Below are 12588 nucleotides of genomic sequence, written 5' to 3'. Positions count from 1 at the left end.
GTTATTCTTTAATGCTAATTCGGGGAGTCGAATTTACCCGTATCGTATCCGTAGCCTTAAAATAATCGATGAGTAAATTTCGGATTTTATAATCGGTTTGTTCCGTTTCCAAAGCTTTGCTAAAAAAGGTCATGTTGTCGCCACCATTGGATAAATAGTCTGAAGTCGCAACTCGATAAACTTTATTTTCGTCCAATGGAATGCCTTGCACTAAAATACTTTCAGCATGGTTGTCATGTAAAGTAAAGCTTAAGCCCGACAAAGGATGCGGTTTTTTCTCTTGCAGGAGATAATCGACCATCGCGCTAATCTGGGTTCCTTTTAACGCAAGAACCACGACACTATTTTCAAAGGGCATAACCTCATAAGCTGTTCGTGCGGTAACGTCACCCTGAGGAATAACTGCTCGAATTCCCCCATGATTGAGCAAACATATCGCAGCGGGCGCTGAACCGCGTTGCACCAAAGTTTTATTGACATATTCAAGGGTGATATCGGCCATAAAACACCCGATGTTCGTTTGCCATTTCCCTTTTGATTTATCCAAAGGTTCGGGATTATAAGCCAACACCGTGCTCAGGTCTTTTTCAATATGTTGACGGTAGGGTTGTATTACCGCTTCGATAGTGGAATCAATCGGCTGGCTCTCTGCGATAGCGATTTTTGTTCCCGTAACCCGCGTGGCAGTCCACGGATTTCGGTGACAAGCCACAAGGATGCCAAATGTTAAGATAAAAACAAAGTACTTTCGCAAGCTGCGATACTTTTTTAGCTTTACCATGTGCAATGCAGTTGAATTTAATTAAATTTGTAGTAAGTAAAAATACTATGTTTTTCCAAAGATTAAAGGACATATCACTTAAAAAAATCGTTAAACGTAAATGGACTGAAATCAAGCAATTGACCTCCAGTGATTTGGTGAAAAAGGTGGGTATTATCTTGGATGAGACTTGCTTTCAGGACAAAGACGCTTTGATTCGTGACTTGGTCAAAAAAGGAATACGTCCCGAAAATATTGAGATTCTGGTGTTCAGAGATCATGTTTCCAAAAAAGAAACCTTTGACTATCCCGTTTTTTCCTACCGCGATTTCAAATGGACGGGGTCGTTTGATAGTGCTGTTGTGCAACGATTTATCTCCCAATATTACGATTTACTTATCAATTATTATCCTACTGATAAAGGGATATTACAATTCATTTCGCAATCATCCCGCTCTGGTTTTAAAGCAGGTTTTGCTAGCGTAGATAAGAAATTGAATGATTTGATGATTGCCACCGAGACAGACAATCATTCACAATTCACCGAAGAATTATTTAAATACTTAAAAATCCTTAATAAAATATAGCATGCGAGCATTAATTGGTACCGGTGTAGCGCTGGTAACTCCTTTTCAAAAAGAAGGTGCTGTCGATACAGAAGCACTTACTCGAATTGTCAATTTTCAAATTGAAAACGGAATTGAATATTTAGTCGTTTTAGGTACCACTGCCGAAAGTGCTACTTTGACCGCTGAGGAAAAAGAGTTAGTGATTCAAACCGTAATTCAGGCCAATCAAGGTCGTTTGCCGCTTGTTTTGGGCGTAGGGGGGAATCATACAGCGCAAGTGGTTCATGAGTTGAAGACACGAGATTTGTCGGCTTTTACCGCAATATTATCGGTGTCTCCGTATTACAATAAGCCCACGCAAGAAGGAATTTATCAACATTTCAAGGCAATCGCAGAAGCCTCGCCTATCCCCATAATTTTATACAATGTTCCGGGTCGAACGTCGAGCAATATGTTGCCCGCAACCGTAATTCGTTTGGCGCAAGAGTTTTCCAATATTGTGGCTATCAAAGAAGCTGCAGGGGATATCGTACAAGCGATGCAGTTATTGCAGCACAAACCCGCTCATTTTCACGTGATTTCGGGCGACGACATGATCACCTTACCGATGGTTTTGGCGGGTGGAAGTGGCGTAATTTCGGTAATCGGTGAAGGATTTCCTAAAGCGTTTTCCGATATGGTACGTTTGGGTTTGAATCGAAAAGTCGATGAAGCCTATGCCATTCATTACCAGTTGGCTGATGCCATCAATATGATTTTTGAACAAGGAAATCCTGCGGGAATTAAAGAGGTGTTTATGCATTTAGGGTTGTCCGAGAATACCGTTCGTTTGCCTTTGGTCAACGTTTCTTCCGATTTATCGCAACGATTGAAGCAATTTGTGGATGCATTTCCCTTGTAAAAAAATATTTTAAAGCTATACAAATAATACCTACTTTTGCGTTTCGTTTTGGCGAAAGTCGAAAGAACCTATTTCTGAATGAAAAAACGATTGATTCTTAGTATACTTGGATTATTTTTGGTAAGCTGTAGCGAATACCAAAAAGCATTTAAATCGGAAGATACCGAAGTAAAAAAAGAGGTGGCCAAAAAAATGTACGACAAACAAAAGTACAGCAAGGCCATTCGTTTGTATGAAATCATTGCTCCAGTTTACAAAGGCAAATCGGGAGAAGAGGAGATGTCTTACAGTTTTGGTATGTCGTATTACAACACAAAACAGTATTATCTAGCGGCCTATCAATTGGAAGGATTTGCTTCTTCATACCCCAAAGATCCTCGTGCTGAGGAAGCGTTCTTTTTATCGGCCAAGTGTTTTGCAGAATTGTCTCCAACCTACAGTTTGGATCAAACAGAAACCGATAAAGCCATTTTTAAAATGCAAGAGTTCATTGATCGTTACCCCAATTCGACGTACATGGCTCAGGCAAATGCAATTGCAAAAGACTTACGCGTTAAACTCGAACGCAAAGCTTTTGAAGTAGCGAAACAATACAATACCATTGGAGATCACAAAGCTGCTCAAGTGGCTTTCGATATCTTTTTATCGGATTTTCCTGGGACAGTTTTCAAAGAAGAAGCGTTGTTCCTTAAATTGGATTCTGCCTTTCAATTGGCCATTAACAGTGTTCCTTCCAAAATGCAAGAGCGCTTAAACAATGCCAAAGGCGCTTACCAGTCTTTAGTTAAATTTAAAGGCGATTCAAAATTTAAAAGCAAAGCCGACGTTATGTTGGAACAAATTGATAAAGAATTACAACAATTTTCAAAGTCATGAGTAAAATGGATTTAAAAAAGACAACAGCACCCGTAAATACAATTACGTACAACCGTGCTGTTATCGAAGAGCAAACCGGTAACATTTACGAAGCTATTACCATTATGGCCAAAAGAGCCACGCAAATCAATACGGAAATCAAAAAAGAATTGATTGAAAAATTGGAAGAGTTTGCGACGTACAATGATAGCTTGGAAGAGATTTTTGAAAATAAAGAGCAAATTGAAGTTTCAAAATTCTATGAAAAATTACCTAAACCCCACGCGCTTGCTGTTCAAGAATGGGCGGATGGTAAAATTTATCACAAAGACGTATCAAAATAAAAATTGATCCCATGGCAGTGTTGAGCGGTAAAAAAATAGTGCTCGGGGTTTCCGGAGGCATTGCTGCTTACAAATCCGCTACATTGGTTCGATTACTCATCAAAGCAGGTGCTCAGGTCCGTGTGGTCATGACACCTGCTTCTGTTGATTTTGTAACGCCCCTAACGCTCGCTACTCTCTCCAAGAACCCAGTTTACAGTTCGTTCTACAACGACGATGAGGCGATACAGTGGAACAATCATGTAGAATTGGGATTGTGGGGCGATCTCATGTTGATTGCACCCGCAACCGCTAATACCTTGGCCAAAATGGCCCATGGAAACTGTGACAATCTGTTGATTGCAACCTATCTATCGGCAAAATGTCCTGTTTATTTTGCACCTGCCATGGATTTGGATATGTACAAACATCCGTCCACCTTGGCTTCCTTTCAGTTGTTGCAGCAATTCGGAAACATTATGATACCCGCTGAAAAAGGAGAACTAGCCAGCGGATTATCGGGCGAAGGACGTATGGCCGAACCCGAAAACATTGTGGCATTTCTCGAAAACGATTTGCTCGGCAAAATGCCCATACGCAATAAAAAAATATTGATTACCGCCGGTCCCACCTACGAACCTATTGATCCAGTTCGGTTTATAGGAAATCATGCTACTGGAAAAATGGGGTTTGATATCGCTGAAGCAGCGGCTTCTTTAGGCGCTACGGTTTATCTGGTTACAGGTCCAACGGCTTTGACGCTGAAAAATACTGCGGTCAACCGTATTGATGTACAAACGGCAGAGGAAATGTATTCCGCTTGCCTTCACTATTTTCCAGAAGTTGATACGGCGATTTGTGCTGCTGCTGTAGCCGATTATCGACCCGATGTTGTTGCCTCAGAGAAGATTAAAAAATCAGACGAGACACTCACCTTAACGTTGGTCAAAAACAAGGATATCTTGGCCGCATTAGGAGCGCAAAAGAAAGCCCAATTTTTAATTGGTTTCGCCCTAGAAACGCAAAATGAAATTGAAAATGCGAAGTTGAAAATTGCGAAAAAAAACTTAGATTTGATTGTGCTTAATTCCCTTCGTGATGCCGGCGCTGGATTTGGAACACCTACCAACAAAGTAACGCTTATCGATCGGGATGGAACAATAGAACCCAAGCCTTTACAGTCGAAAGAGGCAGTTGCCTATGAAATTTTGCAAAAAGTAATACAACATTATGAGAGATAAATTGCTCCTTTTAGTGGTTTTGATTTTATCCATAGGGACCGTAAATGCCCAAGAAATCAATTGTAGGGTGGTCATCAACTACGATAAAATTACAAATGTCAACACCCAAATATTTAAATCGTTGGAGACCTCTATCAATGATTTTATCAATAAAACAGTTTGGACGGAGAAGACTTTTGAAAATCAAGAGAAAATTAGCTGCAGCATGTTCATTACGATCAATGCGTATGAAAACAACAACTTTGATGCGAGTCTTCAAGTACAATCTTCAAGACCTATTTTTAACTCGGGATACAGCTCCAACTTGTTAAATATCAACGATAAAGATTTTCAATTTCAATACGTTGAATTTCAACAAATGTACTTCAATCCCAACAGTTATGACTCCAACCTGATGTCAACGTTGGCGTTTTACATCTATATTATTCTAGGAATTGATGCCGAAAGTTTTGAGTTGGATAGTGGTTTACCCTATTTCCAAAAAGCGCAAGAAGTCGTCAATTTGGCCATGCCTGGCGGTGGAAAGGGTTGGCAGCAGTCGGATCGAACGAATAATCGCTATTATTTGGTAGCCGATTTATTGTCGGGAACCTTCAAACCCTATTTGGAAGCCATTTACAAGTATCATTTTCAAGGTTTAGATTTGATGCATAAAGACCTAAAGGCGGGAAAAAAGGCCATTGTAGAGTCGATCAACAGTTTGGAAGCTTTGCACAAAACACGCCCCAATGCCTTTTTAACACGATTGTTTTTTGATGCCAAAGCCGATGAATTGGTGGCAATATTATCCGGTGGACCAGCCGTTCCTGCGGATGGAATCGTTGATAAGTTATCGCGAATTTCTCCTCTGAACAGCAGTAAGTGGAATGCTATAAAATTTTAATTGTATCGAAAACATCTAAATGATTACAGCCCTTTCGATAGAAAATTATGCTTTAATCGAAAAACTTTCGGTTAACTTTTCTTCTGGTTTTACGGTGATTACAGGTGAAACGGGAGCCGGAAAGTCGATTCTATTGGGTGCATTGGGTTTGATCTTGGGCAATCGAGCCGATTTGTCTGCCCTCAAAAATTCAAATGAAAAATGTGTGATTGAAGCGCATTTCTCAATTTCCTCCTATCAACTTCAGGATTTCTTTGTAGCGAACGATTTGGATTACGATGCCGAAACAATCATTCGACGCGAAATATTACCCTCCGGCAAGTCAAGAGCTTTTATCAACGATACGCCTGTCAATTTATCGGAGTTGCAAGCCTTGGGCGCTCGGTTAATCGATGTGCATTCCCAACATGAAACGCAAGCGCTAAATGACGACGACTTTCAATTTCAACTCGTTGATGCTGTCGCAGGAAATATCGAAATCGTTACGACCTATCAGCATACCTTAAAGGCTTATCGAAAAGCACAAACAACGCTACAAGAAAAACAATTGGCTCGAGCGCAAGCCTTTCAAGAACAAGACTACCATTCTTTTTTGTGGGAAGAATTGGTCGCTGCTCAATTGGTGGCTGGTTCTCAGGAAGAGATGGAATCGCAATTGGAGAAGCTAACCCACGTTGAATTGATTCAAACCCAACTGGCTAAAGTACTTAGCGCGTTGCAAAGTGAATCGTTCGGTGTAGTTGATCAATTGAAAGATTCAAAAAATGCGCTCGCTAAAATTGCCTCTTTTTCACCCGAATACCATCTACTTCTAACACGGATCTCGAGTGTTTTAATCGAAATTGATGATATCGCTGCCGAGTTGCAACAAGGAGCGGAAGAATTACAAGCCGATCCTGAAACGTTACAAAACCTTCAAGATCAGTTGCAAACCATATACACACTACAAAAGAAGCATCAAGTACAAACCATCGATGCTTTATTGGAAATTCAAGAATCGCTTCAATCAAAAATGGTTTCGCTCACTACGTTAGATGAGGAAATTGTACAGTTGGAGCAGGAGGTGAGTGGGTATCTTCAAGAATTAGAGCAATTGGCCCAGACACTAACGCAAAATCGTCAAGCAGCTGTTGGTTCGTTAGTGGGAGAAATGCAGCAAATTGTAGCCAATTTAGGAATGCCGAATGCACAGTTTGCGATAGAATTTCCAGCAAAAACAACCTTTACATTGCAAGGGAATACTGGAATTCAATTGCTTTTTGCAGCCAATAAAGGCGCCCAGTTGGGTAGTTTAAAGAAAGTGGCCTCAGGGGGTGAATTGTCGCGTATCATGTTGGCTGTTAAAGCGATATTGTCTACAAAGATTCAACTACCTACTTTAATTTTGGATGAAATTGATACCGGTGTTTCAGGAGAAATTGCCCATAAAATGGGAGCGATCATGCGCGGTATGAGTCAGAACATCCAACTTTTTGCAATCACCCATTTGCCACAAATTGCGGGGAAAGGGCAACACCATTTTAAAGTTTACAAAGAGGACGACGATACCCGTACTACGTCCAATGTAAAAGCCTTGAATGCAGAGGAACGAATTCAAGAAATCGCCCAAATGCTTTCAGGAGAAGTAGTTACTTCCGCAGCAATCGGCCAAGCCCGTGAATTGCTTAACTAAAAAAATGCCTTATCTTTGGCGAAGTACATAAAACATTAAATAGAAAAGTATGATTATCGAACCCAGAATGCGCGGATTTATTTGTTTGACGGCTCATCCAACAGGCTGTGCGCAAAATGTAAAAAATCAAATTAATTATGTAAAAGCGCAAGGGAAAATTGACGGAGCAAAACGTGTATTGGTCATAGGAGCCTCAACCGGTTTTGGTTTGGCTTCTCGCATTACAAGTGCATTTGGATGTGGCGCGTCTACCATTGGTGTCTTTTTTGAAAAGCCCGGAACCGAAGGAAAAACAGCTTCACCAGGGTGGTATAATTCAGCGGCGTTTGAACAAGAAGCTCATGCTGCAGGATTGTATGCCAAAAGTATCAATGGCGATGCTTTTTCGGAGGACATCAAAGCGCAAACCATTGCAACCATTAAAGCCGATTTGGGTCAGGTGGACTTAGTGATTTACAGTTTAGCTTCCCCGGTACGGATGCATCCAACGACAGGAGTTTTACACCGTTCGGCATTAAAACCAATTGGAGGTACATTTACCAATAAAACAGTCGATTTTCACACGGGTAATGTAACTCAAGTCTCCATCGAACCCGCTACGCAAGAAGACATTGACAATACGGTTGTAGTTATGGGCGGCGAGGACTGGAGTATGTGGATGGACGCCATGCAAAAAGCAGGGGTACTTGCTGAAGGCGCTATGACTTTGGCGTATTCGTATATCGGTCCTGAGGTAACCAAAGCGGTTTATCGTAACGGAACCATCGGTCGCGCAAAAGATCATTTGGAGGCTACAGCAGCAACCATCACTGAGCAACTACAGGCACTAGGGGGAAAAGCATACGTTTCTGTCAATAAAGCTTTGGTGACGCAAGCAAGTTCGGCTATACCCGTTATCCCGCTCTATATTTCTTTATTGTATAAAATTATGAAACGGGAAGGGATTCATGAAGGCTGTATCGAGCAAATGGACCGCTTGTATCGTGCACGTTTGTATGCGGGAACTCCGATTTCCCTCGATGCTGAGAATCGAATTCGTATCGATGATTGGGAAATGCGTGACGATGTTCAGGCAGAAGTTGCCCGTTTGTGGGAGGAAGCCACTACTGAATCACTTGTGGAATTGGGCGATTTAGCCGGTTATAAAAATGATTTTCTGAATTTATTTGGATTCGGATTTGAAGGAGTGGACTATCTAGCCGATGTAAATGAAGTGGTATCCATTCCCAGTATTTCCTAGTAATTTTAAACTTTAACATACCCACAGCCTGAATATTTTTTCAGGCTGTTTTTTTTTGGCTACTTTTAACTCGCAAAAAATTAAACCTAACAAAGTATTTTATGAAGAAAATTACAATGACTTTAGCGTTGTTGTTGTTTCTACAGTTGGGATTTAGTCAAACGTTAAGTCAGTATACTTTTTCACAAAGTAATGGCACGTATTCGGCTATTTCCGGAGGGACTGTTCTTGGAAACACAGCAAGCGATGATGAACGATTCTTGGATCCGGCTGTTCCTCTGGGGGGGAATGCTTTCACAGGTGTGGGATTACCCATCGGATTCAATTTTGTATTTAACGGTACAACCTATGACCGTTTTGCTGTGAATACCAACGGATGGATTTCTTTAGGGTCATCAACGTTTACGCCAGCGGTGGACATGAACTCCTCTTCATCATACACACCACTCTCTTCAACGAGTACAGTGGTAGCCAGTAATCGAGTAGCGCGAATTGCTGGTTTTTCACGCGATTTACAAGCCCAAGCGGGGTCTGAAATTCGCTATGAATTAATCGGAACTGCGCCTAATCGTGTTCTGGTAGTACAGTGGAAAAATTATGCCAAGTACTTGGCTTTGGGCGATTCATTTAATTTTCAGATTCGTCTACAAGAAACAACCAACGCCGTTTCCATTGTGTATGGAACAATGACCAATAACGCTACAGCTACTACAGCTGATTGTGGTTTACGAGCGGCACCCAACACGCCTGCTTCTAACTTTTCTAACCGAAGTACTGCTACCGATTGGAATGCGACCACGGCAGGAACTACGGCTACGGCTACAGTATTACTCTCCAATACCATTGCACCAGCTTCGGGATTGACTTTTGCTTGGACACCACCTCCATCTTGTACAGGAGCCCCTAATCCAGGGAATACGATTGTTCCAAGTGCTACAGCATGTTCGGGTGTTCCTTTCAATGTGACATTACAAAATGCGACGTCCGGGTCGGGGGTGACCTACCAATGGTTGGTTTCAACCGATAATGTTACGTATACCAATGCTACTGGAATTTCAAATGCAGAAGCCTATACGGCGTCACAAACTGTAGCAACGTATTACAAATGCGTGGTAACCTGTACCGCTTCTGGGCAGAGTGCTGAAAGTACACCCATTTTAGTGGGAATGACCGCACCAAATGCTTGTTATTGTGTGCCCATTTATACCGTTGGAAAAACCGATGGCGATTTGATTTCAAATATTGTAATCAATGGTACTACTTTGGCAAATAACTCAGGTACCAATCCTGTGAATCCCGCTTATACCTATTTTACAGGGCAGCCTAACTTTACCGCTGATTTACAAGCCGGAGGAACGTATACAGTTTCAGTAACCGTGGGAACATTTGGTAACCAAAACATGGCCGCTTGGATTGATTATAACGATAATGGAGTGTTTGAAACCAATGAGCGTGTTGGTTTTACAACGGCGGCTATTGGAGCCAATGGTACAGCGACGTTTACCATAACGTTAGCTTGTAATCCTCCGCTAGGAACGCATCGTATGCGTATTCGTGATGTATGGAATACGCCAGGAAATACAATTGATCCCTGTGCTTCGTATGGTTATGGAGAAACAGAAGATTACGATGTTACCATAACTACTGCGGTAGCTTGTCCTCAACCCTCCAATATTATTACAACCAATGTGACAACGACAACTGTTACTATTGGTTGGACCGCCGGTTGTACGGAGACACAATGGGCAATTTATGTCACTCCTAATGGAGGAACAGCACCAACAGCTGGATCTGGAACAGTAGTAACTGTTAATCCCTATGTATTGGTTGGTTTAAGTCCTAACACTTTGTATGATGTTTATATTAGTGCGATTTGTAACCCCAATGAGTCAAGTCTTTGGACAGGTCCGTTTTCATTCCGAACGTTGATTCCACCTCCTGCCAATGACGATTGTGCTAATGCAACTGCATTAACTGTCGGAACAAATGTTAACAACATTCCAATTACAACTACAAACGTTTCTGCAACTAACTCTAATCCGCCTGCACCGGGGTGTGCTGCATTTGCTGGAGGCGATGTTTGGTTTACCGTGACGGTTCCTGCTTCAGGAAGTGTGACTTTGGAAACAAATGCTTTGTCGGGTAGTGCCGTTACCGATACTGGAATGGCAGTTTATTCAGGAACTTGTGGGGCGCTAACACTACTCGCTTGCGATGATGATAGCAGTACCAATGGAAACTTTTCATTAATCAGTTTAAACGGATTAAATCCGGGGCAAGTTTTGTACGTTAATGCTTGGGAGTACCTAAACGATTCTTTTGGTGAATTCCTTATTGCGGCCTACGATTGTGCTTCAACAACGCCAGCTCCAACGGGAGATGCTATTGCAAGTTTTTGTGGAAACGGATTTACTGTTGCCAATTTATTTGCCAATGGAACCGCTGTTCAGTGGTATGCAACACCAACTGGAGGTACCCCACTAAGTGCTTCTACAGTTTTGGTGGATGGAGTATCGTATTACGCATCGCAGACTCTTGATTGTGAGAGTTTTCAACGTTTACAGGTTACAGTGGATATTGTTCCGCTTCCTGTATTATCAGATGCGTCGCTAACTTTGTGTGATTTGAATAATAATCAAACTGAAGTAGTAGATTTGACCAGTGCAATTTCTTTAATTTCCAATGAAACGGGTCTAACCTATAGCTTTTATTTGGATTTATTCGATGCTGAAAATCTCGTGAATGAAATTCCTAATCCTACCGCTTATGTAGCCTCCAACGGCGAGACAATCTTTGTAGTAGGACAAAATAGTTTAGGTTGTGCTTCAATTGTTGAATTGGTATTGGTCGTTTCAGCACCCTCAGCTGCACCCTCAGGAAATCCTACACAAGATTATTGTACTACTGGAACTATCGACGATTTATCAGTTGTAGGTACGCAAATTGTATGGTATGACAGTGCAACAGGCGGAAATGTTCTTCCAACGTCAACTCCTTTGGTGGATGGTGCAACCTATTTCGCTTCTCAAAATGAATTGGGATGTGAAAGTATTACTCGTTTGGCAATTACCGTAAATGATATCTGTGCAACTACGGTATGTCTGGATACACCTAACGGTCTTTATCCTACCCAAACCTTTACACCCACTTGTACTGGAACGGCACAAGCCATCACCACAGTTGGTTGGGCAGGAGAATATTCTAATGTAAATGTGACAGCTGGAGAACAGTATACGTTTACAAGTTCAATAGCATCAGATTTTATCACCATCGCTAATGCTGACGCTACGCTGGCCTATACTTCGGGTATAACTCCAGTAACCTGGACGGCTACCGTAACAGGAGTTATTCGTTTTATTACCCACGCTGATGACCAATGTACCGATAATCAAGATGGGCGTACTCGTGCAATTACTTGTGGAACGCCGCCACCGGTTCCCAACAATGATTCTTGTGCCACACCTACTGCGTTAACTGTTGGTGGGGTATATGCCGATCAAGATATCGATACAAGTAACTTGGGGGCAACCTTAAGTACCGAAACACCTGCTCCGTCATGTGGTGCTTTTGGATTTGCCACGTCAGGAAAAGATGTTTGGTATAGTTTTGTGGTTCCTGCCTCAGGAAATGCTACTATTGAAACTGCAGGTACTTCTTCAGGAGGTGCCGGAATTGATACTGTACTTCAAGCGTACATTGGCGACTGTGCCGTGTTAACGGCTGTAGGTTGTGATGATGATGGCGCTCCAGAAGTAGCTGTAGGTCATTCTAGATTAGTACTCACCGGACTTACCCCTGGGGTTACCGTATTGGTTCGTGCATTCGGGTATAACGGTGGACAAGGTAACTTTGGACTTTCGGTTTATGATGCTTCTTTAAACACGGTTGGGTTCAACGATGTACAGTTTACCGCTTATCCAAATCCTGTGAAAGATATCTTGCAAGTAACCGCTTCTGAGCCTATTGATCGTATTGAAGTAGTTACAATGTTAGGTCAATCTGTTTGGTCACAAACCATTCAAGCCACGGCTTCGCAAATTGATCTTTCGTCATTACCTGCCGGAACCTACTTGGTTCGTGCCACTGTAAATCAACAGGTAAAAACACTTAAAGTAATAAAACAATAATTTTATCCTACTTTTAT

At 41.8% G+C, this 12588-nt stretch carries 10 protein-coding genes; 9 read left to right on the top strand and 1 reads right to left on the bottom strand.

The genetic code is table 11. From position 1 onward, the window contains the following. Nucleotide 1: 1 nt before the first annotated feature. A complete protein-coding gene (locus tag BUC17_RS06180; RefSeq protein ID WP_073362716.1) occupies nucleotides 2-781 on the bottom strand; it encodes a 5'-nucleotidase C-terminal domain-containing protein in 780 nt (259 codons plus the stop codon). Nucleotides 782-828: 47 nt separating this feature from the next. Here BUC17_RS06180 and BUC17_RS06175 point away from each other — a divergent pair, with 47 nt between their 5' ends. The 9 genes from BUC17_RS06175 (at nucleotide 829) to BUC17_RS06135 (ending at nucleotide 12571) form a co-directional block, all read left to right on the top strand. After that, on the top strand, nucleotides 829-1347 hold the full coding sequence (locus BUC17_RS06175; protein ID WP_073362714.1) for a DUF6913 domain-containing protein: 519 nt from the start codon (nucleotides 829-831) through the stop codon (nucleotides 1345-1347). A gap of 1 nt (nucleotide 1348) precedes the next feature. Then, nucleotides 1349-2230, top strand: coding sequence for a 4-hydroxy-tetrahydrodipicolinate synthase (dapA, locus tag BUC17_RS06170; protein ID WP_073362631.1), 882 nt, complete (start codon nucleotides 1349-1351; stop codon nucleotides 2228-2230). A gap of 78 nt (nucleotides 2231-2308) precedes the next feature. After that, nucleotides 2309-3106, top strand: a complete 798-nt coding sequence (locus BUC17_RS06165) for an outer membrane protein assembly factor BamD (protein ID WP_073362630.1) — start codon at nucleotides 2309-2311, stop codon at nucleotides 3104-3106. Nucleotides 3107-3111: 5 nt separating this feature from the next. Beyond that, nucleotides 3112-3429, top strand: coding sequence for a DNA-directed RNA polymerase subunit omega (locus BUC17_RS06160; RefSeq protein ID WP_073362712.1), 318 nt, complete (start codon nucleotides 3112-3114; stop codon nucleotides 3427-3429). Between the two features lie 11 nt (nucleotides 3430-3440). Continuing rightward, nucleotides 3441-4649, top strand: a complete 1209-nt coding sequence (gene coaBC / locus BUC17_RS06155) for a bifunctional phosphopantothenoylcysteine decarboxylase/phosphopantothenate--cysteine ligase CoaBC (RefSeq protein ID WP_073362628.1) — start codon at nucleotides 3441-3443, stop codon at nucleotides 4647-4649. Beyond that, complete coding sequence (porD, locus tag BUC17_RS06150; RefSeq protein WP_073362626.1) at nucleotides 4639-5532, top strand: type IX secretion system protein PorD; 894 nt, start codon at nucleotides 4639-4641, stop codon at nucleotides 5530-5532. The genes coaBC and porD overlap by 11 nt, the downstream gene beginning before the upstream one ends. Nucleotides 5533-5551: 19 nt before the next feature. Continuing rightward, a complete protein-coding gene (gene recN / locus BUC17_RS06145; RefSeq protein WP_073362624.1) occupies nucleotides 5552-7204 on the top strand; it encodes a DNA repair protein RecN in 1653 nt (550 codons plus the stop codon). 49 nt (nucleotides 7205-7253) lie between these two features. Beyond that, complete coding sequence (gene fabV, locus BUC17_RS06140) at nucleotides 7254-8444, top strand: enoyl-ACP reductase FabV (RefSeq protein WP_073362622.1); 1191 nt, start codon at nucleotides 7254-7256, stop codon at nucleotides 8442-8444. A 101-nt stretch (nucleotides 8445-8545) separates the two neighbouring features. Next, a complete protein-coding gene (locus tag BUC17_RS06135; RefSeq protein WP_073362620.1) occupies nucleotides 8546-12571 on the top strand; it encodes a GEVED domain-containing protein in 4026 nt (1341 codons plus the stop codon). The last annotated feature ends 17 nt before the right edge of the window (nucleotides 12572-12588 follow it).

The sequence above is a fragment of the Flavobacterium fontis genome (assembly GCF_900129405.1).
In the GTDB taxonomy this organism is placed as follows: Bacteria; Bacteroidota; Bacteroidia; order Flavobacteriales; family Flavobacteriaceae; genus Flavobacterium; species Flavobacterium fontis.
Note: the sequence above shows the minus strand (reverse complement) of the source record. Positions and strands in the feature narration are given on the sequence as shown.

Excerpts from the sequence above, each read along its gene's own strand:
- fabV (WP_073362622.1), top strand. The coding sequence starts at position 7,254 with ATGATTATCGAACCCAGAATGCGCGGATTTATTTGTTTGACGGCTCAT.
- BUC17_RS06175 (WP_073362714.1), top strand. The coding sequence starts at position 829 with ATGTTTTTCCAAAGATTAAAGGACATATCACTTAAAAAAATCGTTAAA.
- BUC17_RS06180 (WP_073362716.1), bottom strand. The coding sequence starts at position 781 with ATGGTAAAGCTAAAAAAGTATCGCAGCTTGCGAAAGTACTTTGTTTTT.
- coaBC (WP_073362628.1), top strand. The coding sequence starts at position 3,441 with ATGGCAGTGTTGAGCGGTAAAAAAATAGTGCTCGGGGTTTCCGGAGGC.
- porD (WP_073362626.1), top strand. The coding sequence starts at position 4,639 with ATGAGAGATAAATTGCTCCTTTTAGTGGTTTTGATTTTATCCATAGGG.
- BUC17_RS06135 (WP_073362620.1), top strand. The coding sequence starts at position 8,546 with ATGAAGAAAATTACAATGACTTTAGCGTTGTTGTTGTTTCTACAGTTG.
- dapA (WP_073362631.1), top strand. The coding sequence starts at position 1,349 with ATGCGAGCATTAATTGGTACCGGTGTAGCGCTGGTAACTCCTTTTCAA.
- recN (WP_073362624.1), top strand. The coding sequence starts at position 5,552 with ATGATTACAGCCCTTTCGATAGAAAATTATGCTTTAATCGAAAAACTT.
- BUC17_RS06160 (WP_073362712.1), top strand. The coding sequence starts at position 3,112 with ATGGATTTAAAAAAGACAACAGCACCCGTAAATACAATTACGTACAAC.
- BUC17_RS06165 (WP_073362630.1), top strand. The coding sequence starts at position 2,309 with ATGAAAAAACGATTGATTCTTAGTATACTTGGATTATTTTTGGTAAGC.